The sequence below is a fragment of the Vibrio antiquarius genome, from assembly GCF_000024825.1.
In the GTDB taxonomy this organism is placed as follows: Bacteria; Pseudomonadota; Gammaproteobacteria; order Enterobacterales; family Vibrionaceae; genus Vibrio; species Vibrio diabolicus.
Genome location: NC_013456.1, coordinates 2035157 through 2058887 on the forward strand (window position 1 = coordinate 2035157; position 23731 = coordinate 2058887).

A 23731-nucleotide genomic window follows, 5' to 3' on the forward strand; every position below is an offset into this window, starting at 1 on the left:
GAAGACTGCGTCAAATGGCTGTTGGATTAGTGGCATATGCGCTGATAAACTCTTTCGATAAGAGTCGTGTATGGAATTTTATGATGTATAAAAAATTAATAGATATTAGAAATCAATATATCTTGAAACCTAAAAGTAATGGGGAAGCATTTTATGAATATAAAGATGGTGAATATAAAATAACAGATAGAAACTTATTGAACTATGACCATAGCAATGGTGACTTAACTGTTCTAGATGGTGAAATATATTATGTTTCTACATTAAGAATGAAAGTTTCAAGTATAAAAAATCATAAAATATCCATAATGGTTAAGGATTATGATGGGAATATATTAGAAATACCTTACTCAAAAAGAGAGCCTTCAGGAGTAACACTTACTTACTATAGATGGGATATAAAAAGGTTTGTTAAAGAAATAAAAATATTATCTAGTAATGAAATATACGATAAATTATTTGTATTAAGCATAACCGGAAGAAGTGCTGAAGATATCGCTGAGCTTATGGGCGACTTTATGGATGAAAGTGGTCAGTTGCATCAGGAGATAGAAGAAGCAAATGAAGAGCTTAGAAAGTTGAATGGCTTGCGAAGTGATATACAGGATGCAAATGAAGAAAAGTCAGAAATAGATAGTGAAATCAAAACTAAAAAGTTAGAGCTTGGTAATTTGAACTCTAAGATTGAGGACCAGAAGGCGACAATACTGAATTTAGAAGCATCCACTGACGAAGTCAAAAAAGACTTGAATTTCTTGGAGTTAGAGTCGGATAGCATCAAAAAGGCAATCAGATCTAAAGCTGAAAATTTACAATCTTTGAACGAAAATAAAGAAAAAATTAACAATGAATTGAGAAGATTGGAATTAGAAAGAAGTAAATATAGTGAGGACTTTGTAACATACAAAGAGGAAATACAAAAACAAAACTACTTATACCTGACATTGTTTACACTGGGTCTCATTATATCATATGCGGTATTTTATAAGTTAATAGAAGGCGCTTATAACTTGGCAGAGCTGTTTAATAAAGGTGAGGATATATATCAATTGATATTAAGTAGAACACCAATAGTAATAATTTATATAGGTCTACTAGGTTTGGCAGGGAAAGGTTTAGCACATTTCTACTCATTATTAAAAGATAACCTTGAAGATATGAGAAGATTAAAGAAAACCGTGTATTTAGTGACTCATATAAGTGAAAGCCAATCATTTGATTTAATCGAAAAAGGTTTGGAAACAAAAGATGTTTACAAAATGAGAGTTGATGAGAAAATGAAAATTGTTCGAGATTTGCTCAGCATTGAAATGAGTGAAAATCATCAACCTTCAAATGAAGTTAATTCTAGTATTGATATGGGAACAATAAAGGACAGCATGGCAAACCTGACTAAAAAACTTTAAGCCAACAGAGCGACTGACACTTTCTCATATCAGAGCACAAAGCAAGTTTCTGAGTGGTAATTTCCCCCCGTAATGCTCTACGGGGGTGTATAAAAGCTGATTTCAATTACACACCGAACAAAAATGATATGCTACCATGCACTCATTTTTTATGAGTGAGGAACAGAAAGTGCCTGAATTACTGATACTTATATCCTTAGCGTGTATTGTGTATCTATTTACAAAGAAGGGAAAGAAACCTAAACGTAGGCTTAACGAATGGGAACAAGGTGCAGCAATCAGAAGACCGAACAGCGTGCATTCTTTTGAACCCAAAGTTGTAGAAAAGACCCCAAAGATAGTCGAAGTACCTCTGCCGAAGACTGGCAATAAGACCAATTCTGTACCTCACAAGAAAAGTACATACTTGGCTACCAAGACAGAGCGCAAATTCTATAGGGTGTTGCAGGAGCTTATACCTGATAAATACGTGATTCATAGCCAAGTTTCATTGATGGCGTTAGTTCAACCGACCAATTTTAAAGATAACTCTCGAACTTGGGCTAAAAGAATGGACTACGTGATAACGGATAGAGACACAAAAGTATTGGCGGTCATCGAGCTAGATGATTCATCTCATAGACAGAAGAAGAGACAAGAACGAGATATATACGTAAACAATGCACTTAACGGACACCATCCGTTGCTTCGGTTTGAAGCTAAAAGCTCTTATGACAAAACACATATCGCAACCGTATTAGAACGTGACACGATAATAAAGTGTAGAGAATTGGAAAGCGTATTACAGTACAGCTAAAGCAGAGCCGAACAGCAATTGTTCGGCTTTTCTTTTAACTCAAAGTATCGTGGTTCTTATCGTTACTTTAAGTTCTTTATCTACCGTATTGGTCTTTTCTGACCGGAATAGAGCACCAAGCAAAGGCACATCCATCAAGACAGGCACACCGCTTACCGAGTCTCGCTGCTCTTGAGAAATCAAGCCACCTAAAGAGATCGTTTGGCGGTCTTTGACCTTGACCACTGTTTGCAATGTTCGCGTATTGGTGATGATATCGGATGCGATAGAGGAATCCGTTACCGAATCGGATTTTTGCATTATCTGCAACACAACATGATCACCAATCACATGCGGTACTACCTCAAGTGATACACCCACATCCTTACGTTCAATTTGCTGGACTCGATTACCGCCGTCAGTTACCTCAGACGAAGTGAGGAACGGCACGTTCTGACCAACCGTGATGTAACCGCGCTCCCTGTCCATAATGAACATGTTTGGGCGTGATAAGAGCTTGGTATTCTGATTCTTTGATACAGCTTTGATAAGCGCATTAAAATCACCGCCCTCATAGAACAACAAGTTATCAACGGCTTTCTTAATTGCGGTAGGCTGCGAAACAAAGCCAGCCTCACTCAGTGCCAAATCCATATTTACACCGACTTCCTGAGAATCACCGAGCTCAGTTTCGGTAATTACTGCCTCGATAAAGACTTGCTTTTGTGGTCTATCAATCCCTTTGATGAGCACATCAATGTGCTTCAATTGGTTCTCAGAGCCAGTCACGATAATGCTGTTTGTGGTCGGTAATACCTCAACCTTGTAATTCTTAATTGCTTTATTGTTCAGTGTTTGATTCTGCGTTGCAGCAAGCATCGAAGAAATCAAATCAACGACCTTGGTATTTCGAACATTCTCAAAGAAGTACAGCTTCACTTGAGAAGGTTCGAAGGTTTCCACCTTGTTAGCGTCAGCAATGATGGTAAAAACGCCGTGGTCATGCGTAAGCTCGTAACCATGCGCACGAAGCACGGAAAGGAAAAAGGCTGGATAGTCCTCATCTTTCAAATCCGGTGCGGTAAAGCTGACCTCACCAGTAACACCTTGACCGAGCACCACCGTATTCCCAGTATGAACCGAGAACCACGATGCAAAGTCTCCAATCGGTGTGTTCTTTGCCTCAAAAGGCGCAGAGCTTGCAGCAAAAGAAGGGGAGCTGAGCAGGGTGCACGCGAGCAGAAAGGTGGTAATGCTGGATGTGGAAAAGTTGGAACAAGCCGTAGTTTGTTTCTCAACTTTACCACAGCGCATAGTGAGCAACGAGAGCGCTGATAATAAGCCTCCGGCACAATAAGATTTTTTTTGTTTTTTTGAAAGACAAGCTGTGAGTTTTGCGATTATCCATGACATAAAGCGCACCTTATTCCCTAGCACATGACTTTGAATGATTGACCGTTGCCGCTAACCGTAATGGAGCAAGAGCCGTTAGATTGAGCCGTAAAGCCCTTTGCGTATAGTTGCGACGACGACAGACGCACATCGTCCTTAACGAGCACAAAAGACGGGGCTACATTTGGGGGATTCATTGACGATTCGATTCGATAGCCGTCGAGCAAGTCACTCAATGACTCGCGAGGCTCCGAGGCTTGAGCCGTTTCGGGTTCCGTCGATATGTTCGGTGTGCCAACTAAGGTGAACACCGCAAACGAGACGGCGACACCTGCCGCAAATACACTGAATCGAGAGTATTTACGGAGATAGATTTTCGTAATGCGCATGATATTTCTCAACGTATACGGGACAGTGTAACGTCCATGGGTATAATAGGGCGGCAATACTGAAAAAACGCCGTCCTCATAGTTGTTTCTAAACATCTGCTTAGTGTCATAAGAGCTGTATAAGTCCGTACCCCAGAGCATCCATTTATCGACGGTGAGCGAGTTAGCGTTGTCACCATACTTCACAATGCCAACGTGCAGCTTAGGCATTTTCAACTTGAGTTGACCGAGCGTCAGAACGGATACCGCAGTCGAGATGATAGGGACTTGAAGACGGTCTAAACGACGACAAAAAACGGTGTGTTCAGCCAGAGCGAGACGCGCTTGCTTATCAACAATCGAAATGTCTTGAACGATGAAAATCACATCCCATCCAAGCTTTCGAATATGCAAAAGGTGATCAATTAACTTTTGTCGATTCTTATCGTTCCATGTGCGCGAGTTAAACCACGTTCCGCACTCATCGAGCACAATCAAGCCGTCTTTTTTGGTGTCATAGCTCTTGTTTGCCGAACCAATCACCATCAAATCTTCCACTTGAGGCTTGTCCGGCAGACGGTAAAGGCGAGTGTTGCGCTTATCGCGTCCAAGCATTTCTTTCAAGTTGATATCGAGGTTTGTCGCTACAGGCACACCGCGCATAAACGCCTCGCGAATCTTACCGACTGCTGTTAGCGTTTTGCCTGAGCCGAGCTTACCCGTGACAAAGTAGACCGATGCCATTACGCCGCCCTCACAATCGCGTAGAACTTCCACTCCCACACCCAACGCAGCAGACGCGCCGAGTAAATCGCACTCACGCAAGGAATTGCGTTATTTGGGATAAACATGCCCGCCGCTTGTGACCAAAACGGAGGCGTGACGTAAGAAAGCCCAGTGGCAAGCGTATAAATGGCAAGAGTGAGCGCGAGTGTAAGCCCAATCAATAAGGTAATAATCACCAAGTTAATCGTGACGTTGCGCGCCTTGGCGATAAAGAACCAACCAAACAGAGTCGTCGCTATTTGTGCTATAAACGCGACCAAAGCAGGTAAACGCAACGCCGCACTAATGCCTGAAACAATAGGTAATAGCTGAATCATTAGTAATATCTCCCCGAACCTGGCTTGTTACTTGGTACAGGCGTGACCTCAGTCAGCAGGATTTCAACAAGCGTCTTAATCGTGTAGATGTAAATCAGAATGGAGAGGATCATTTTTAACTTATGAGAGAACTCACAAGAGATTGAAACGTTCCCACCATTGAGTGTTGGCAAAGAAAGCCGCATACATTCGCTAGGTTGTGGAAGCAAGTTAAGGAATGAATCAGAAACCGCAGTAATATGCGCCTCAGATTCAGCCGTAATATTCTTTTCAAGCAAATCATTTGCCGCACCAACAACCGTCGATTCATAAGAGCCTAAAGCACCAGAAACAATCGAATCCGCTTGAGTTAGTGCATCACCAACAAAGTTACTATCCAATCCATGAGGGCTTTCACAGAATCTATTCTCAGGAGTAGGGTCGCATTGTTTTAAATCGTCTAGCTTGTTCAAAAGGTCATCAAAACCTTGTTGGTTGGTTTCCTGCAAATCTCCAAGGTCGCTAGACAGCTGACCAAAACCATTACTTAACTGGTTGTTTGCCGAAGTCAGCAAGCGATTTGTATTATTGCCAATATCAGACAGCATATCGGACTGACCTTGAATGGCATTTGCTACATGGTTTGCATTATCGACAACGGTATCGGTATTCAAATCAACCGACGCCTTGAGCGCATCAAGAGCGGACTTAGTTTCCGCCTGATTCTTGTTCATATCGTTATTGATGCCAGTTAACTGCGCATTCAAATCACTGTTCATGGATTTAATAGCGGCGAGGGTATCACTCGTATTATCGACATCAGGCTCAGGTTTATCTGGGTCAGGATTACCAGTACCGCCACCACTTGGTTTATCAGGGTCGCCCAAATCACCGCCTGTTGGAGGGTCGATATCGGTATCAGTCGCACACGCTGGCCAATTAGGACCACCAATAACACAAGATTCGGGTTCAGGTGTGTCACACCAGTTGTTTTCTGGTCTACAGCACGTACCGTACCTAGGGTCCCAGTCCGGCGAATCAGGTGTACATTCCTCAGGCTCTGGGTCTTTACATGCAGGCCAATCAGATGAATCAGGGGTGCACTCTTCAGGCTCTGGAGGTGGGTTACATGACATCTCTAAAGATTCAGTTGAATCAGTACAAGACACCACAGGGTTCCAACCCTTGTCGAAACAAGCATCTTTAAACTGATTCATTTGATTTATAGTGTCAGGCCTCTCACAGAAAGGAACTGGAGGTTCTTCACACTTGCCAGTATCAGGGTTTAGTTGTTCACCATCAGGACAAGATGAAACCAAGGAGCCGTACATATAACCATTATGGGTTTTACTACCATATTTCCAAGAAACACTGACTCCAGATGTACCAACCGACAATTGAGTACAAGTGCCACCATTGTAACTATTACCCAAAGAGCGAGAGCCAAAAGCAACTACAGACCCAACAGAAATACCAGTACAACCAGTAACTAAATGTGAGTTGTTGCCAGTTTGGGTAATTTTCAAATAATCAGAAGCAAAAGCATTAAACGAAACACTCAGCAAAATAACCAGTGACGCAATGCTTTGTTTAATACTCATTTATTTTCCTCATAAAAAACGCCCCCATTCGGAGGCGTTGACCAATGGGTGTATAAAGCAGTCGTTAGAATTACGTTGCTTTGTTTGCACCTTTCTTGAATAGCTTGATGCCGATGAAGCCAACCGTTAGTGGAACAGCGATACCCCAAGTCGAGGTGAGCATATCAGTGACATAACTACCAAGCTCAGTAAAGGCGCTAGCAGCGACCTCAGGAAGTGCGGCGTTAGCACCAGACGCCGCTGTTAGAAGTGCACCACCAAATGCCGCACGTTTTGCTGTTACTACTGCGCCAGCCTTAGCCATTGCTGCGCGTACTTTGCTTTGCTTTTCCATAGTCTTATTTCCTATGTTATGTTTATGAAGAAGTTGAAACCTCAGCCGCTTTCTTGAATCCGAGAATGTGGAAGCCAATCGAGAAGCCAAGGATAAAGGCTGTCGCGAAACAGCCGAGAATGAACTCTGATGACAGCATTTATCTTTGCCCTCCGACCATCCAACCGAGCGCAACTAGCAAGAAGCAAATGCCTAAGAACACCATCAACTGAAAGTTATCGAGTCGAGCCATTAGCTCTGCAAATTGCGTCTCGGTCATGATTTAGCCCTTACTTTTCGTTTAATTGAGGTAGGGCGTAGAGGTGGAAACCGTCGATAGAGACGTGCTTGCCCTCATCGTTACCAAAACTGAATTTCTTGTGTTCCACATCAAACATCATGCGATTACCCACACAGCGCTTGAGCAGTTCGCCAGCCTTGCCGTTTTCCCAAAGCTCAGGAGAGACACGCACTTCAATGGTGTCTGTTGGGTTGGTTGTGATGAGACGCAGTTTGCCGTTTTGCTTTTGTTCGCCGTTACGGTCTGTTTTGGTTTCTTGAACGATGTCTGAAGCATCTAGAATTAAACCTTCCATTCTCATAGTGTTTTGCCCTTATTTTTACGTTGTTGGTTAGTTGAAAATTGAAATGACAGTTATTGACACAAGTCCAAGGGAAATTAATGCATCATGTCGGGCGGGGCTGCGCCCACCCAACACGACGCATTAATTTCCTGAGGGTCGGTGAGCAACAGCGCTTCCATTTCGTCATAGAGCGCTAGGTGCTTTTCGTATTGCTCGTAAAGGTCGTCATACATACGCTCGTACTCTTTTTCACGTTCTAGCGCATCAAAGTAATCGACCACGTTAGACATGATGCCTTGTTGAGCACGGATGAATTGCTCTTTGTTCTCGGTCTTCCAAGTACGGAAGCGAGTCGCGATAAAAATCTTATGGAACATCAAGCCATTCAAACGCGCTTGAGCCATATCACCGTAGCGAGTCGATGAGTATTCACCGCCCGAAGCAATCAATTTTTCGATAGAGGTTGAAACGGAGTATTCCGCTTTTACTGGTTGGTCTTTGCGCTTAACGAACACGCCGCCCATTGCGTAACAAAACGCTTTCCAGTCGCCCTCATCAGCAGAGCGGCGAACCTTTTCTAATAGAAAATGTTCGTCTTGAGATAAATCTGTAAACAAAGCATCGTCCTCTTTGAATTCATCACGAAGACGACGAAGCTCACGCCATACCGTGACAGATGGACCACCAATAAATTGAAATTGACGAATTTGATTCACACGCGCCCAAGTCACGACACGTTCTGCCGCATCCGAGCCAGACAAAGACGAACCTTTGTCAGAATCGATGTGTTGACCGTCGATGTTTTTGCTCAGGTACTTAGCGACATAACCAACGGCTGAACCTTGCGACCAGTCGATAACCTCCGCTTTGAAACGAGCTTTCTTTGCGCCTTTTTCGTCTGGCGAGTCAGCCATAGCAAGACGACGAAACTCAGACGTCACAAATTTGCGTGCGGATTTCTCCATGAACAGCAACAAGTGGTGATGCGGTGTGCCGTCTTGGTGAGGCTCGACAATGCGCATCCCGTAAACCTTGATTTTGCTCTTATCAATCGACTTACGAAGATTTGCCCAAACGCCCATTAGATAAGCGTGAGCCGCTTTCGCATCAGGCTTGCCAGCCTCAAGCCACTTCGGGTTGATGTCGCCTTTAGAAACAGAGTGAAAACGAGACGGAGCCGTCACAGTGAAGAACACCGCATCGTGATTCGACTCTTGAGCGATTTCCTCAAAGCCACGCAGACGAACGAACATTTCAGCGCGGCGAATCTCAGCGTTAGAAACCGACTTAGCGGATAACTCACTGAGTGTGAAGTAGTTAGATGGGTCAGCCTCATCGTAAGCAATCGTGTTTTCTAGCGCGATACGGTTAGACGTATTGCGATCACGTTGACGGTTTAGAGAAAAATCCGAGCAGTAAACTTGCTTACGACGTTGAACAAGCGCTAAATCACGCGCGACACATTCAACCTCGTAAGCACATTTACGGCGAAGCTGACGAACAAGCCAATGCTCATCAAGCGCACGGTTTACCAATGCGAAAAGCTCACAGTTGTTTTCTGCGTATTGAATTTGCTCAGGTGAGAATGCCAAGCCTAATGAATCAAGAAGCTGACACGCTTTATCAAAACGCGCTTGTGATTCTTCAAGCGGAATCGCACTTAATACGCGAGAAAAGTCGCGTGATTTGCGCTTAGCTAGATTGGTAATTTGTTCATCTGACATCGCGTAGCTGTAGCCGTGCTCAGTCAAACGGTCGTGAGCCTCGTTAACTGCGCGAACGGCTTCCAAAGCGTTGCGTGTTTTCAGAATGTCGGTGTAAGCGCGTGTCATGTGTCGAGCGAAGTCACCGTTACGGTGTAATGATTTCGGCAAGTCCAAACAAGGGTTAGAAGTAGGGCGCTCAATAAAATCTGACAAGTCGTGTGAGTAGATTGACGCACTCATTGCCGATTTCACAGCCGACGGAATGAAATCCTCAGGTGTTGTGAATCTGTGGTCGACGTACTCAAAACGATGGTCAAATAAGTTATCAGGAATATGCTCACATGAAGCCCAAGAATGGACAGGAACAAAATCAATCCATTCTTGTTTGCCGGACGCTAAATCAATAACAAGTTCACGCATCGGTTACGCCTTACAATCCGTGACGCGGTCACACTTTTGATTGTTTTGGTATTCAATCTTTGAGTTAACGGCATGAATCAATCGACGAGTCATTTCACAATCGGCCAGGGCTCGGTGTGCGATTAAGTCGGACACATCAACATGCTGTTGGGCGCAGGCATTAGTAAGAGATTGCCACTTGTAGTCTTCATGATATTCATTCCAAACACCGTAAAACTCTGCGTACCAAAGCATTGCGCACTGAGGAACACAGAACTTGAAAAACAAATCGTGAACGGATTGAACGTAAGCGGCGTTACAGTGCTTATCCAAAGACTGGATAATTAAGCGTGTATCAAAATCTGAGTTGTAGATGATGATGGGACGACCGTTAAGAAGTGGAAGAAAACGGTTGGAGAACATCAGATGAAAGTCGGGCGCGTCTTTAACGTCTTCATTGGTGATGCCATGAATAGCTGTAGCGTCAGCAGGAATCGAACACGTTGGTTTAACAAGTTCATCAACGATAACTTCGCCAGAATTAGCACAGATAGCAGTGAACTCAACAATTTCTGCGTCAGCTCCTAAGCCAGTAGTTTCTGTATCGATAATGATCGCATTTTCAGTAGGAAGTTTTTTCATAGCAACACCTTGACTAGTTGTGAGAGCGACCGCCAAAGCCAAGCGCGAAAGCGTCAAGGGCAAACGCCCAGAGCTAGGCGGTCTTAATTGCGATTTATGGCAATCCTAGTTGCGAAGAATGGCAACTGCAAGATGCGATTTATGGCAACTTTGTGGCTACAATGAGAAGAAATGGAGGTTCTTATGTACACAGCTGAACTAATTAACGCCTACAAAAAGGCGAAAAACTACGTACAAGATAAGCAGGTTGCGCACGATTTGAATCTAGACCCGCCGAAGATTAGTAAAATTCGCAAAGGTGTTAGGCAACTTACTGATGAAGAAGCAGTTTTTCTCGCACACGGCGCAGGTATAGACCCTGAGATCGCGTTACTAGGATGTCACGCTGATCGCAATGAAAATCCAGCGATAAAAAGCATGTGGGAAAGCATTGCAAAAAAGTATAACGGACTTGGATTATCAAGCATTTCAATGGTTTGTGCCGGATTGGCTTTAGTGATTGCAAGTCCACAGGAACCACTATTACAGTGCGCATTATATGTGTTATGTTAAATTAGATGTGCTCGTACGCCAAATGTTGCCAATGAGCACTCCTATTCCCCTGTGGATTTGAAATTTAAGGTCTCCATCATAACTATTAAACATAATGGCTATTTACCATAAAATACTTAATATAGATCTTAATAATCTATCGATTGTTAAGATCTATATTAATGCTTTTTCTACTTACAGAAATGGCTGTATAGCTTCAAAGATATCTTGTCTTCGAACTGGTTTGGAAATGAATCCATCCATACCTGCGTCAAGGCATTTATCTCTATCACTTTCTAGCGCATGAGCGGTTAATGCGATGATTGGAGTCTTGAAGCCTTTATCTCGGATAAGCCTTGTTGCAGTAATCCCATCCATTACTGGCATCGAGACATCCATAAGAATCAGGTCGATTAAATCCTCATTTTCCTCTAAGAACGTTAATGCTTCTGCTCCATGACTTGCGATATGAACATTATGACCAAGCTTATTTAAAATGAGCTTTATTACAAACTGATTCGATTCGGTATCTTCTACTACGAGAAGATCCATCGCTTTTGTTGGTTGGTTGTTTTCTATTTTAACTGGACGATTTTGATTGCAACGAGTTAAAACGGGAATCTTAATAGTAAATGTTGAGCCGACATGCTCGTCACTTTTAACGATAATCTTGCCGCGCATCATTTCAACTAAATGCTTGGTTATTGCAAGCCCTAGTCCTGTGCCACCAAAGCGTCTCGTGATGGAACGATCACCTTGATGAAATGCCGTAAATAGATGTTCTTGCTTGGCTTTAGATATACCAATTCCGGTGTCTGATATTGAAATTACAAGCTCGGTGTCTTGCTCAGATACTGAAACTTTTACTTCTCCTTCATCAGTAAACTTTATTGCATTCCCAATAAGATTAAACAGGATTTGAGATAATCGCGTAGAGTCAATCCAAAACTGTTTGTCGGTAGTTACCATGCAATTGAGTTTAAATTGAAGGCTCTTCTTCTTAGCTATTTGTTTTTGTTGAGAAATAACAAAAGTGACAGTGTCTCTTAAATTAACCCACTGCTCATTGAGTTGAAAGCGACCTGATTCAATTTTTGAGAGGTCAAGGATGTCGCTGATAATCGCGAGAAGCAACTCCGCTGAGCATTCCATTTGGCTCAGGGCATCGATTTGCTCTTCTGATAAGGTGGATTGTTTCAGAATATCGAGCATTCCAAGGACGGAATTTAGAGGGGTTCTAATTTCATGACTCATCATCGCTAAGAATTCTGACTTTGAGCGATTTGCAAGCTCTGCTTCTTCTCTTGCTTTAGCAAGCTGAGTTGTTCGCACTTCAACAATACGTTGTAACTTCTCTTTGGTCTCAATATCGATGACAGCCCTCTCAATTAAAGGCCGAAAGCGTCTTAAGGTTTCCTTATTTTCTATGCTAAAGTGCCCTTTCTTAGCACCAATAAGTAAGATGACCGTTTGTGTTACTTCTGAACGTATGCCCGTTAGGACTACCGAGTTTACATGGCTTTTTATAAAGCTGTTCAGGTTAATAAACTCCGCAAGCCTATCTGGTTCGAACAGCAGAATACATTCGCCATTCAGCGCCCTCTCAGATGCGTTACCGTGTAACCAAGATATGTTATCAAATACACTATTTGTCGATATCAACGTTTTGAAGGAGTACCTCTCATCATCACGAGTTAGAACGATAAAATCATCAAAGTTGATGTACTTCTTAAGGACATTATTTAATCCCGTAAATATCTCGTGCCGGTTTTTTGCTTCACTCATCGCGGATATCGCTGAAAGAATAGCTTTATTCTCATCGGCGAGCAGTCGCTCTCTTTGCCTAGCCTGTTTTAGTTCGACTAACGCTTCTTGCAGCGCTTCCTGTTGGTATATGTCTAAGTATTTATCTTTCATAAGGTTTATGGAATATCGCTGATGAAATCATCAGGTTTCCATGTCCATTCTCACCACCAATAAATCTACCTTGCTCACCAAAAGTAAAAGGGCAAATAAAAGGTAACTGTTCTAGTTCTTGGTTAATTTGTTCACAAACGCTATTCATGTCTTGCATTAAGTGCAACATAGGACCTGCGCAAAAGATGTTTATCACCCCAATTTTTCGAGATTCTTCTAATTTTTGATTAAAGGCTGCATTTACAACTTTAGCGGCGCGTGCAACGAGGTGTTCTCTGCTTCCTTTCATTAAAGTGAGTTCATCACCCTCTTCTATTCGTGTAAATAGCTCAATTCCTCCATCTCGCGTCTCACGAATTGGATGGGACAATTTGTAATATGGACGCTCATAGAGGTGGCCAGCGACACGCCCTAGTGGATAAGCACTCGAGTTTGTAAATAGCAGGTTGTTTTTACCTACTTGGTTATCTTGATGGTTTGTCCACTTTCTATAAACATTGAGGGCCGGTTCGTCATCAATTTCTAGCAAGCACCTATCGTTAGTTTTGGTTGCAACCCCTTTGATATTGGTTGGAGTGTGCCCAGCACTAAAAGCAATATCAACAGGCTGTGAGGAGTAAAATAATGTCAGACTTAAACCTGCAGTTTGAGATCCTTGGGTGGTAATGACAGACCATTTTCCCGTGATATGATTATCAGCGGCTGAACCACCAATAATTGGGATCAGCGTACCAAACCTTTCATCTATAGATGCAATGATTGATTCCTCTTGCCCTGGAGTTGCATGAAGCAGTATTAAGTTTGGCACTTCTCCTACGCGGTTAGCGTTCTCAAGAGCCATATCTAAGGCTCTAGTTACACTGTCACCTGAATCATAGTTAGAAATACCAGTGCCATAAGCATGAGGGCCTGAGTCATAAATTGCGAGCGCCGCAATCACTGGGCCCGTATGAAACCCCTGGTCTGTCATTACTGCTTGGCATGAACTGGCGCCATGAAAAGGCACACCGGGAAAATGCTCAAGAAACGCTTCTCGAATTAACTCGAAGTCGTACTCTTCCGTGTAGTAGCACATCACGTAAGACAAGTTCTGTTGTGTCAGTTCGGACCTAAGCGTTTCTATCGCTGAGTCTTCATCTTTAATATGAGTAAAAACTGATTGGCAATGCATACGATTTTATAATTGGGTATCACTCTGCTGTTATACCATTCCAACCAATTTTCTCTAGGTAAGAAGGTGAAAATTTCATTAAGAAGTTGCGATTATCTCGTGACAGATCGTATTTATAATTGAACTACAACAATGTTTTCGCCTTTTTTAAAGGTGATTTTTTTTGATTCAGGCATTGTGTCCCATTCTATTTTCTTATGCTCTCGATCGAGATTGATAAATTCGCCAGATTGATTTGGATCAATTTTTAGAGTGCTACTTTTTATCGTTTCGAGCGAAATTCCCGTTGAGTCACGATTAATTGTGATTATTTCACCTTCAATTGTTACATCGCATCGTTCTTTTTGTGAACAGTCAATGCTAGTAACGCTCTCGTGTGTAAAGGTACGCCAGAAAAATGCGCCTATTAACACACTGAGCATGATTAAGATTTGTGCAAGTCGCGCCTTTGTTAACTTTTGTGCAGGCATAATTACTAATATCCTTGTTACAAACTTCAAACTTTTTAAATAAAAAATGATTTCCAGGGGGCCAGTAAGGTTACTACCCTGTCATTGAATTGTTAATTCAAGTATAGTGTCACGCTGAAAATGCCACTTTTTATTAAAGTCAGCAATGGAAATAAGGTGATGATAACACTTGAATTCTAGAGTTTACTTGGGTGGTGTTACGACGCAAGTCGTGTTGGAAGTAAAAGTGTAGTTAATTAGAAATTGGAAGCATGCAAATGAGCCAAGTAAAGCAGCTTGAACAAAACTACAACTATACAGTCGTTCGCCAATTTACCCTTGTGACCATTTTATGGGGCATAGTTGGTATGGCTGTTGGTGTTTTGATTGCCGCTCAATTAGTTTGGCCACAGCTAAACTTTGATACGCCGTGGTTGACGTACAGTCGCTTACGTCCACTGCATACTAATGCGGTAATTTTTGCGTTTGGTACAAGTGCTCTGTTCGCAACGTCTTATTATGTTGTACAGCGCACATGTCAAACACGTCTTTTTGGTGGCCCACTCGTTGCCTTCACCTTTTGGGGTTGGCAAGCAATCATCCTGGCAGCAGCCATTACTTTGCCTCTCGGTTTAACATCGGGTAAAGAGTATGCTGAGCTAGAATGGCCTATTGATATCGCAATTGCGCTAGTATGGGTATCATATGCGGTGGTGTTCTTTGGCACACTGGTGAAGCGAAACACGTCACATATTTATGTGGCAAACTGGTTCTTCGGTGCCTTTATTATCACAGTAGCAGTACTTCACATCGTGAACAGCATGGCTATTCCTGTGTCACTTGGTAAATCTTACTCGATTTACTCAGGCGCAGTGGATGCGATGGTTCAGTGGTGGTATGGACACAATGCGGTAGGTTTCCTACTGACCGCTGGTTTCCTAGGTATGATGTACTACTTCGTTCCTAAACAAGCTGAACGTCCTGTTTATTCTTACCGTCTATCTATCGTTCACTTCTGGGCGCTTATTTCTCTATATATTTGGGCAGGCCCTCACCACCTTCACTATACAGCGCTACCGGACTGGACTCAGTCTCTAGGTATGGTGATGTCGCTGGTTCTATTTGCTCCTTCTTGGGGTGGTATGATCAACGGTATTATGACGTTATCTGGTGCATGGCATAAGCTTCGTTATGACCCTATCCTACGTTTCCTAATCGTTTCACTGTCGTTCTACGGTATGTCTACCTTTGAAGGCCCGATGATGTCGATTAAGACGGTTAACGCACTTTCTCACTACACAGACTGGACCATTGGTCACGTTCACTCTGGTGCGTTAGGTTGGGTTGCGATGGTTTCTATCGGCTCTGTATATCACTTAGTACCTCGCCTATTTGGCCAAGAGCGTATGTACTCTGTTGGTCTCGTGAATGTGCATTTCTGGCTAGCAACAATCGGTACCGTTCTTTACATCGTTGCGATGTGGATCTCTGGTGTAATGCAAGGTCTGATGTGGCGCGCGGTTAACTCTGACGGTACGCTAACTTACAGCTTTGTTGAGTCTGTAGAAGCGTCTTATCCGTTCTACTTTGTACGTTTCTTAGGTGGATTTATCTTCCTATCTGGTATGTTCCTAATGGCATACAACACGTACAAAACGGTAAGTGCACCAAAAGAAAGCCTAAAAGCTATCCCACATCCGGCATAAGGAGATTTAAGAATGAGTAATAATTCTAATAATCGCCACGAAATCTTAGAACGTAATGTCGGTTTGTTGGCTATTTTTATCGTGTTTGCTATCAGCTGGGGTGCTCTTGTAGAGATCACTCCTCTGATTTTCCAAAAGCAAACGACTGAACCTGTAGAGAATCTGCGTGCTTACACTCCTCTGGAGATGGAAGGTCGTGACATCTATATCCGTGAAGGTTGTAACGTTTGTCACAGCCAGATGGTTCGTCCTTTCCGCTCAGAGACTGAACGTTACGGTCACTACTCTGTTGCTGGTGAGAGTGTTTGGGAACACCCATTCCTTTGGGGCTCTAAGCGTACAGGTCCGGATTTAGCTCGTGTTGGTGGTCGTTATTCTGATGAATGGCACCGCGTTCACCTACTAGATCCTCGTGAGCTTGTGCCTGAGTCAAACATGCCAGGTTTCCCGTGGTTAGCTGAAAACGTTTTAGACGGTAAGCTAACTCAGAAGAAACTTGAGCTATTTCGTGATCAGTTCGGTGTTCCATACACTGATGAAGAGATCGCGAATTCGGCTAAAGAAGTAGAAGGTAAAACAGAGATGGATGCAATCATCGCTTACCTTCAGTCTCTTGGTCATGCAATGAAGTAAGGGGATCATATGGATTTCGGTACAATTCATAGTATTTATACCGTTGTACTCTTCGCTAGTTTTATCGGCATCGTATGGTGGGCATTTAGTAAAAAGCGTAAAGCACGCTTTGAAGAAGATGCCAACTTGGTGTTTGCTGACGAAGAACAAACGACCCCAAATAACCAAGGAGTGAAGAAGTAATGACTACATTCTGGAGTCTCTGGATTATCGTGATTACTGTCGGTACGCTGGTAGGCTGTGCGATTCTCCTGACTTGGTGCGCTAAAGATAAAATGGGCGTCGAGGAAGGGGAAGACATGGGCCACGAGTACGATGGTATTCGCGAGCTAAACAACCCTCTACCAAAGTGGTGGACTTACCTGTTTGTAAGCACATTTGTGTTCGCAGCAGTTTACCTTGCCCTATTCCCAGGTCTAGGTAGCTTCAAGGGCTTTTTAAACTGGCAGAGTTCGGCTCAAACCGTTCGCTCACTAGAAGAGTCAAAAGAAGCCATCGCTGCAGCACAAGAGAACAAGCAACTAAACCAATATGCAAAAGAACTGGATGATGCCGACGCTTACTTCGGCGAAGCATTCCGTAAACTCGCGCACAATGACAGTGGTCTACGCCCAATTCCTGAAATTGCGCAAGATCCTGAAGCATTAAAAGTTGGCCAACGTTTGTTTTTGCAAAACTGTTCTCAATGTCACGGCTCTGATGCTCGTGGTCAGAAAGGTTTCCCTAACCTAACTGATGATGCATGGCTATACGGCGGTGAACCAGCTGCAATCGTAACAACCATCATGCATGGCCGTATTGGTCAAATGCCAGCATGGAAAGATGCGCTTGGTGAGCAAGGTGTGCAAGAAGTTGTAAGCTACACACTTAGCCTATCTGGTCGTAAAGTGAATGCTCGTGAAGCAGCGGCAGGTAAAGCACGTTTCGTCGTGTGTGCAGCTTGTCACGGTACTGATGGTAAGGGTAACCCTGCAGTCGGTGCACCTGATCTTACAGACCAAGATTGGCTATTTGGCGACTCTCGTGCAGCTGTAACCGAAACCGTAATGAACGGCCGCTCAGGTGTAATGCCCGCGTGGAAAGACATTTTGGGTGAAGATAAAGTTCAGCTCGTTGCCTCTTATGTCTGGAGCTTAAGTAACTCAGAGAGTAAGTAACTGAGATATTAAGTAACATAGCAATAACAGCCCCTTTCATAGGGGCTGTCTTTCCTTTAAATTTAACGCCTTACATTTTTTCATTTAGCTGTTGAGAACTTTTTTATGGTAAAGCCTTGGTATAAACAATTTTGGCCGTGGTTCCTAATCATCCTTCCTCTTACTGTCGTAGTTTGGACTGTGATTACTGTGGTCGTTTTCTCGAACAACTCTGTTTCTTTAGTCGCCGAGGATTACTATAAAAAAGGCAAAGGCATTAACATCGACATTAGTAAAATGAATGTCGCTCGTGACCTAGGTCTTAACGCAGAGATTTCTTCTGAAAATAACAATGTTGTGATTGTTTTCGCTAAAGGGAAGCTATCTCATTACCCTGCTCTAACGGCCACTTTCACTCATCGTACTCTTCCTGACCGTGACTTTACAAAGCTCGTTACGGCGGATGCATCTGGTAATTACCGCCTAACGGCAGAAGAATCTATTCAAGGCCCTTGGTTTGTCGAACTACAACCACATGACCAACAATGGATGATCCAAGGTAAAGTTGAATTTCCTGCCTCGTCAACACCGTTAATGAAGTAAGCATATGTGTGAATCCTGTTATCACTGTGGTGAAGATGTACCAGCCAACACGGATTTTAAAGTTGATATACTCGGTGAATCCCGCAAGATGTGTTGTCCTGGCTGCGAGACGGTTGCTCAAACCATCGTAGACAGCGGCTTAGTATCCTACTATCAATATAGAACTGCGCCTGCGGAAAAAGCAGATTTAGTACCAGAGCAACTCCAAGCTTTAATTCATTATGATAATGAAGATGTACAATCAGAATTTGTGCGAAATCGTGAAAATGTCTCTGAAGTAACTCTTTCTTTAGAAGGCGTTTCATGTGCAGCTTGTGCGTGGTTAATCGAAAAGCAAGTCTCTAATACGGCTGGGTTAGTGTCTATCCGCGTGAATACAACCACTAACCGCGCATTACTAGCCTGGGACAAAACTCAGGTGCGATTAAGTGAGCTCCTATCTGTCATTCATAAATTGGGTTATAAAGCCGCACCATTTGAAGCTGATAAGCAAGAAGCCTCTTATCATCGAATGATGAAGCAATACTTATACAGATTAGGTATTGCTGGTTTAGCTACCATGCAAGTTATGATGCTAGCCGTCGCATTGTACCTAGAAGTTTTTGGTGACCTAGAACCGGAGTTTAAAAATTACTTTCGTTGGGTAAGTTTGATCTTTGCTACGCCAGTCCTACTCTACTCTGCTCTTCCGTTTTACTTAAATGCGTGGCGAAGCATCAAAGGCCGAACCCTCGGTATGGATGTGCCTGTCTCGATTGCACTTATTTTTGCCTATGTAGCCAGCTTAATAGCAACCGTTACAGAACAGGGCGAAGTCTTCTTCGAATCGATTTCAATGTTCACTTTCTTCCTATTGGTTGGACGATTTTTAGAGATGCGAGCGCGTCGCAAAGCCGCAGCGGCGAGTGGTAACCTATTAAAGTTGATCCCAGCGATCGCCACGACGCTGGATGGCGAGCAAATACCAGTGAAAACTCTAAAAGTTGGTGATCGTATTCGCGTCCTTCCTGGTGAACATATCCCAGCTGACGGCAAAGTTATTTCGGGTCGTATTCATATTGATGAATCCATGCTAACGGGTGAATCCGTACATGTTGTGAAACGAGAAGGCGATGCGGTTTATGCAGGAACACTAAACGGTGATGAGTCATTTGAGCTAGAGGTCATGAGTTCCAAAGCCGACTCAATGATTTCCAATATCGTGCGTTTACAAGATGAAGCTCAACACTCCAAACCTAAAATCGCAGAAATTGCAGACGTTGTTGCTCGGTACTTTGTTGGAGCAATTCTTATTATTTCTGCTGGTACTTGGTTTTACTGGCATCAAACAAAACCAGATGATGCGTTTTGGATCATGCTATCCGTATTGGTAGCCACCTGTCCATGTGCCCTATCTCTTGCGACTCCAACTGCTCTAACTTGTGCTACCTCTCGTATGGGAAACTTTGGCATTTTGCTTCGTAAAGGTCATGTGTTCGAGACGCTATGTAAGATCAACCACTTAGTTGTAGATAAAACAGGTACTCTGACGAAAGGCGATATTGAGATCTGCGATACAAAAGTGTTGAGTGATCTTCCAAAAGAAGATTGTCTCTCTCTAGCCGCAGCATTAGAAGCTCATGCAAACCATCCTATCGCTCGCTCTTTTGCAAGTTACGCCAATGACGACTTTGTTGTGTATGAAGTGCAAAACGTGATTGGTTCAGGGATTGAGGGGATCTGGAATGGCAAAATCGTTAAGATAGGCAGTGCGGTTTTTGTTCAAGGCAAGGAAAGCGATGAAAGCCATGCGGTCTATCTTTCAGTTGATGGCGAGCATGTCGCTAGCTTTTACTACCGCGACCCTATCCGAAAAGAAAGCAAAGCCTTTGTTCAACGTTTTGCTGACGCTGGAATTAAGACAACGCTGCTAACAGGTGACTCTCTCTCAAACGCTCGACCTGTAGCGAATGAAATTGGTATCGATCACGTCGTTGCGTCAGCAAAACCAGAAGACAAACTCGCGTACCTTAAGAGTCTTGATGAAGACAGTATCACAATGATGGTTGGCGATGGCATCAATGACGCACCTACTCTCGCCGGAGCTCATCTTTCTGTTGCAATGGGCGGTGGTACGGATGTCGCTAAAGCATCTGCAGATATGACGTTACTTGGGGATAATCTCGAAAAGCTACTAGAGGCACGTTTGCTTGCACTGCGTACAAGAAAGATTATTCGAGAAAACTTGGCTTGGTCTTTGGGTTACAACCTGTTAATTTTGCCTTTAGCTGTCGCTGGTTTAGTGGCTCCCTACATTGCAGTAGTTGGCATGTCTGCAAGCTCAATTATCGTTGTATCTAACTCTTTGCGCCTGCTCAAAGAGAAATAAGTAGAGAAAGCAAACATGGAAAGTCTTTATATATTGATTCCCATCGCTATCGTTCTCGTTTGTGTTGCTGTTGCCGTTTTTCTTTGGGCAGTAAGAAGTGATCAGTTTGAAGATCTAGAACGACAAGGACATAACATTCTTCTTGATGAAGAAGACAAATCTAATAGTGATAAAAAATAGCAACCTTTATGACTCCTGACTTTATTGGTGCTTTGATGATCGGCCTCGTCGGGGCGGGTCATTGCATGGGAATGTGTGGTGGTATCGCGTCTCTGCTTACCATGGGCTCTTCTACAAGTAAAAGCTCCCCCCTTATTCCACTCTTCTACAACCTAGGGCGATTGAGCAGCTATGCCGTAATCGGTGCATTAGTAGGCGGAGCAATATCAGGTTTATCTGAGCTAAGTGGATTAACGCATTCTCTTGCTTGGTTAAGGCTGATTGCCGCACTGTTCATGATTCTGGTTGCGCTTTATATTGCTAGATGGTGGCAAGGTTTACTGTTAATAGAAAAGTTAGGACAGCACATTTGGCGCTTTATCTCACCTGCTGGTAAGCGTTTGTTGCCACTAAAGCACCCTCTTCATGCTTTACCATTTGGCTTCATTTGGGGCTGGTTACCATGCGGCTTGGTTTATTCTGCGCTAACTTGGTCGGCGGTTTCAGGCAGCGCAATAAACGGTGGTCTTATTATGCTCGCGTTTGGCCTCGGAACACTTCCGGCAATGCTGATTATTGGATATGGTGCCAACCATTTTCAGAAATTACAAAAATCGTTAATATTTAGAAATATTTCAGCATTAATCCTTATTGGGTATGGTTCGTACACTGCTGTAGGAGCCATGGAGTTACTCGGTTTCATATAACGTTAAACTCTATTGAGGTGACATTTTTGCTACCCTTTAGGATTAAGCGATGCTAAAATATTGATGTATATCAAATAGTGAAAGGTTGTTATGATTTCTGAAAAACCTGCAACAAAGCGTATCCAATCAGGCGGTTGCGCCATTCATTGCCAAGATTGTAGCATTAGTCAGCTGTGTATCCCGTTCACTCTGAATGAGGCAGAACTTGATCAGCTTGACCAAATCATCGAACGTAAGAAGCCTATCCAAAAAGGACAAGAGCTTTTTAAGGCTGGTGACGAGCTAAAATCTCTGTACGCTATCCGCTCTGGTACCATCAAGAGCTATACGATCACAGAGCAAGGTGATGAGCAAATCACAGCGTTTCACTTGGCCGGAGACCTAGTTGGTTTCGATGCCATTACAGGTGACTCCCACCCTAGCTTTGCTCAAGCGCTTGAAACGTCGATGGTATGTGAAATCCCATACGAAATTTTAGACGACCTATCAGGTAAAATGCCTAAGCTTCGCCAGCAAATTATGCGTTTGATGAGTAACGAAATTAAAGGTGATCAGGAAATGATTTTGCTTCTTTCTAAAAAGAATGCAGAAGAACGTCTAGCGGCTTTCCTATACAACCTATCAACTCGTTTTTCTCAACGTGGCTTCAGCCCTAGAGAGTTTCGTTTAACGATGACTCGTGGTGATATTGGTAACTATCTTGGTCTTACAGTGGAAACAATCAGTCGCTTGTTGGGTCGTTTCCAGAAATCCGAGACCCTAAGTGTAAAAGGTAAATATATCACTATCTTAGACCACGATGCATTGATGGAACTTGCTGGTGTAACTAAAGAATAATACACCCCAATTATTGATGTAGCTCGAAAATGAGCTACATCATGTTTCTCATAAATTCCTTTCGAAAGTCCTCAAAAAGTTACCCAAACTAAGCTACAGTAAAAATGTACGGTGAGTACTCCAAAATACTGATTTAATTTATATTCAGTATCTGGTTTTGCAATAGAAGTGGGCTTAGTTATGAGTATATACAGTAAGATCCTTGTTGTAGCTGACATCAATAATGATGAGCAGCCCGCACTTGCAAGAGCTGTTCAATTAGCTCAAAAAAGTGTATCTAGAAGCCGAATCACTTTCTTTTTATCCATTTACGATTTCTCTTATGACATGACGTCAATGCTATCAGTGGATGAAAGAGATGCTATGCGTCGAGGTGTTATCCATCAACGTGAGCAGTGGATGCGTAAAATTGCTCAACCTTATCTAAACGATGGCTTCGACTTTGATGTATGTGTCGTCTGGCACAACCGTCCTTACGAAGCAATTATCGCTGAGGTCTATGCAGGCAGCCATGACCTAGTCATTAAAGGCACACGTAAGCACGACGTGTTAGAATCTGTGATTTTCACTCCGACCGATTGGCACTTGTTACGTAAATGCCCTATCCCAGTACTTCTGATTAAAAATGCAGATTGGCCAGAACAAGCAAGCATTCTTGCCTCGGTGCACGTAGGCTCTGAAAATCCAACTCATATTGATCTCAACGATGCCATGGTCGAGCGACTAAAAGAAGTCACCACCCGACTGGATGCCAAACCATACCTTGTTAATGCGTATCCCGTTACACCGGCGAACATTACCATTGAACTTCCTGAGTTTGATCCAACGACTTATACCGATGCCGTTCGAGGTCATCACTTAACTGCGATGAAAGCATTACGCCAAAAACACGGCCTTGATGAAGAGCAAACGATTGTTGAGCAAGGCTTACCTGAAGATGTCATTCCAGCAGCAGCAGAGCGCTTGAATACTGCAATGGTTATTTTAGGCACCACAGGGCGAACCGGGCTTTCTGCTGTCTTTATTGGTAATACAGCTGAGCACGTGATCGATAAAATAAATTGCGATGTATTGGCTCTAAAACCAAAAGGCTACATTAGCCCTCTCGATCCAAATACAGCAACCTAATCTCTCTTTAGCATTGCTATATTGAGCGCTTTCAAACAGACGCTAATAAATCCCCCTAATAAAAGGGGGATTTTTGTTTGGGGACAGTTAAAGCGTTGAATACAAAAACGGAGGTCTA

Annotated in this window: 24 protein-coding genes; 13 read left to right on the forward strand and 11 right to left on the reverse strand. The window is 43.2% G+C overall.

Going from position 1 to position 23731, the window contains the following annotated elements:
* Window positions 1–14 precede the first annotated feature (14 nt).
* Window positions 15–1406 carry a hypothetical protein gene (locus tag VEA_RS09555; RefSeq protein ID WP_012841814.1) on the forward strand — a complete coding sequence of 464 codons (1392 nt, stop codon included), beginning with the start codon at window positions 15–17 and terminating at the stop codon, window positions 1404–1406.
* A gap of 136 nt (window positions 1407–1542) precedes the next feature.
* Window positions 1543–2202 carry a DUF2726 domain-containing protein gene (locus VEA_RS09560; RefSeq protein ID WP_006742600.1) on the forward strand — a complete coding sequence of 220 codons (660 nt, stop codon included), beginning with the start codon at window positions 1543–1545 and terminating at the stop codon, window positions 2200–2202.
* A 39-nt stretch (window positions 2203–2241) separates the two neighbouring features.
* Here VEA_RS09560 and VEA_RS09565 read toward each other — a convergent pair whose 3' ends face one another.
* The 8 genes from VEA_RS09565 to VEA_RS09600 all read right to left on the reverse strand — a co-directional run bounded on the left by VEA_RS09565 (window position 2242) and on the right by VEA_RS09600 (window position 10268).
* Entirely contained in the window at window positions 2242–3594 is a 1353-nt protein-coding gene (locus tag VEA_RS09565; protein ID WP_005389156.1) for a secretin N-terminal domain-containing protein, read from the reverse strand.
* A gap of 17 nt (window positions 3595–3611) precedes the next feature.
* Window positions 3612–4685: a zonular occludens toxin domain-containing protein gene (locus VEA_RS09570; RefSeq protein WP_012841817.1), complete on the reverse strand. Its 1074-nt coding sequence runs from the start codon at window positions 4683–4685 to the stop codon at window positions 3612–3614.
* Window positions 4685–5044, reverse strand: coding sequence for a DUF5455 family protein (locus VEA_RS09575; protein ID WP_012841818.1), 360 nt, complete (start codon window positions 5042–5044; stop codon window positions 4685–4687). The genes VEA_RS09570 and VEA_RS09575 overlap by 1 nt, the downstream gene beginning before the upstream one ends.
* A complete protein-coding gene (locus VEA_RS09580) occupies window positions 5044–6624 on the reverse strand; it encodes a hypothetical protein (RefSeq protein ID WP_006742597.1) in 1581 nt (526 codons plus the stop codon). The genes VEA_RS09575 and VEA_RS09580 overlap by 1 nt, the downstream gene beginning before the upstream one ends.
* A gap of 70 nt (window positions 6625–6694) precedes the next feature.
* Entirely contained in the window at window positions 6695–6958 is a 264-nt protein-coding gene (locus VEA_RS09585) for a major coat protein (protein WP_012841819.1), read from the reverse strand.
* Window positions 6959–7227: 269 nt separating this feature from the next.
* Complete coding sequence (locus VEA_RS09590; protein ID WP_012841822.1) at window positions 7228–7533, reverse strand: hypothetical protein; 306 nt, start codon at window positions 7531–7533, stop codon at window positions 7228–7230.
* A gap of 83 nt (window positions 7534–7616) precedes the next feature.
* Complete coding sequence (locus VEA_RS09595; RefSeq protein WP_006742595.1) at window positions 7617–9647, reverse strand: replication endonuclease; 2031 nt, start codon at window positions 9645–9647, stop codon at window positions 7617–7619.
* Window positions 9648–9650: 3 nt separating this feature from the next.
* Window positions 9651–10268 carry a 3'-5' exonuclease gene (locus tag VEA_RS09600; RefSeq protein ID WP_012841823.1) on the reverse strand — a complete coding sequence of 206 codons (618 nt, stop codon included), beginning with the start codon at window positions 10266–10268 and terminating at the stop codon, window positions 9651–9653.
* A 183-nt stretch (window positions 10269–10451) separates the two neighbouring features.
* Between VEA_RS09600 and VEA_RS09605 the strand changes: the two genes are divergently transcribed.
* A complete protein-coding gene (locus VEA_RS09605; RefSeq protein ID WP_005389163.1) occupies window positions 10452–10820 on the forward strand; it encodes a DUF3693 domain-containing protein in 369 nt (122 codons plus the stop codon).
* 174 nt (window positions 10821–10994) lie between these two features.
* Here the strand turns inward: VEA_RS09605 and VEA_RS09610 are convergent, their stop codons facing one another.
* From VEA_RS09610 to VEA_RS09620, 3 genes are all read right to left on the reverse strand, one after another.
* Window positions 10995–12716 carry an ATP-binding protein gene (locus tag VEA_RS09610; RefSeq protein WP_006742593.1) on the reverse strand — a complete coding sequence of 574 codons (1722 nt, stop codon included), beginning with the start codon at window positions 12714–12716 and terminating at the stop codon, window positions 10995–10997.
* The gene (locus tag VEA_RS09615; protein WP_006742592.1) at window positions 12706–13887 is read right to left on the reverse strand and encodes an FIST signal transduction protein; all 1182 of its coding nucleotides are present in this window, start codon (window positions 13885–13887) and stop codon (window positions 12706–12708) included. Before VEA_RS09615 ends, VEA_RS09610 begins: the two co-directional genes overlap by 11 nt.
* Window positions 13888–14000: 113 nt before the next feature.
* Window positions 14001–14357 carry a hypothetical protein gene (locus tag VEA_RS09620; RefSeq protein WP_041852960.1) on the reverse strand — a complete coding sequence of 119 codons (357 nt, stop codon included), beginning with the start codon at window positions 14355–14357 and terminating at the stop codon, window positions 14001–14003.
* Window positions 14358–14614: 257 nt separating this feature from the next.
* Between VEA_RS09620 and ccoN the strand changes: the two genes are divergently transcribed.
* From ccoN to uspE, 10 genes are all read left to right on the forward strand, one after another.
* Window positions 14615–16042: a cytochrome-c oxidase, cbb3-type subunit I gene (gene ccoN / locus VEA_RS09625; protein ID WP_005396488.1), complete on the forward strand. Its 1428-nt coding sequence runs from the start codon at window positions 14615–14617 to the stop codon at window positions 16040–16042.
* 12 nt (window positions 16043–16054) lie between these two features.
* Window positions 16055–16675: a cytochrome-c oxidase, cbb3-type subunit II gene (gene ccoO, locus VEA_RS09630; protein WP_005377475.1), complete on the forward strand. Its 621-nt coding sequence runs from the start codon at window positions 16055–16057 to the stop codon at window positions 16673–16675.
* 9 nt (window positions 16676–16684) lie between these two features.
* Window positions 16685–16858: a cbb3-type cytochrome oxidase subunit 3 gene (locus VEA_RS09635; RefSeq protein WP_005396487.1), complete on the forward strand. Its 174-nt coding sequence runs from the start codon at window positions 16685–16687 to the stop codon at window positions 16856–16858.
* Complete coding sequence (gene ccoP, locus VEA_RS09640; RefSeq protein ID WP_005377487.1) at window positions 16858–17832, forward strand: cytochrome-c oxidase, cbb3-type subunit III; 975 nt, start codon at window positions 16858–16860, stop codon at window positions 17830–17832. Before VEA_RS09635 ends, ccoP begins: the two co-directional genes overlap by 1 nt.
* A gap of 105 nt (window positions 17833–17937) precedes the next feature.
* Window positions 17938–18414 (forward strand): FixH family protein, encoded by a 477-nt coding sequence (locus VEA_RS09645; RefSeq protein WP_005396484.1) that lies wholly within the window; start codon window positions 17938–17940, stop codon window positions 18412–18414.
* Window positions 18415–18418: 4 nt separating this feature from the next.
* On the forward strand, window positions 18419–20782 hold the full coding sequence (locus VEA_RS09650; RefSeq protein ID WP_006742591.1) for a heavy metal translocating P-type ATPase: 2364 nt from the start codon (window positions 18419–18421) through the stop codon (window positions 20780–20782).
* A 15-nt stretch (window positions 20783–20797) separates the two neighbouring features.
* A complete protein-coding gene (ccoS, locus tag VEA_RS09655; RefSeq protein WP_012841826.1) occupies window positions 20798–20962 on the forward strand; it encodes a cbb3-type cytochrome oxidase assembly protein CcoS in 165 nt (54 codons plus the stop codon).
* Window positions 20963–20970: 8 nt separating this feature from the next.
* Window positions 20971–21648: a sulfite exporter TauE/SafE family protein gene (locus VEA_RS09660; protein ID WP_006742590.1), complete on the forward strand. Its 678-nt coding sequence runs from the start codon at window positions 20971–20973 to the stop codon at window positions 21646–21648.
* Window positions 21649–21738: 90 nt separating this feature from the next.
* Complete coding sequence (locus VEA_RS09665; protein WP_006742589.1) at window positions 21739–22485, forward strand: FNR family transcription factor; 747 nt, start codon at window positions 21739–21741, stop codon at window positions 22483–22485.
* 180 nt (window positions 22486–22665) lie between these two features.
* Window positions 22666–23613: a universal stress protein UspE gene (gene uspE, locus VEA_RS09670; RefSeq protein WP_006742588.1), complete on the forward strand. Its 948-nt coding sequence runs from the start codon at window positions 22666–22668 to the stop codon at window positions 23611–23613.
* Window positions 23614–23731 lie beyond the last annotated feature (118 nt).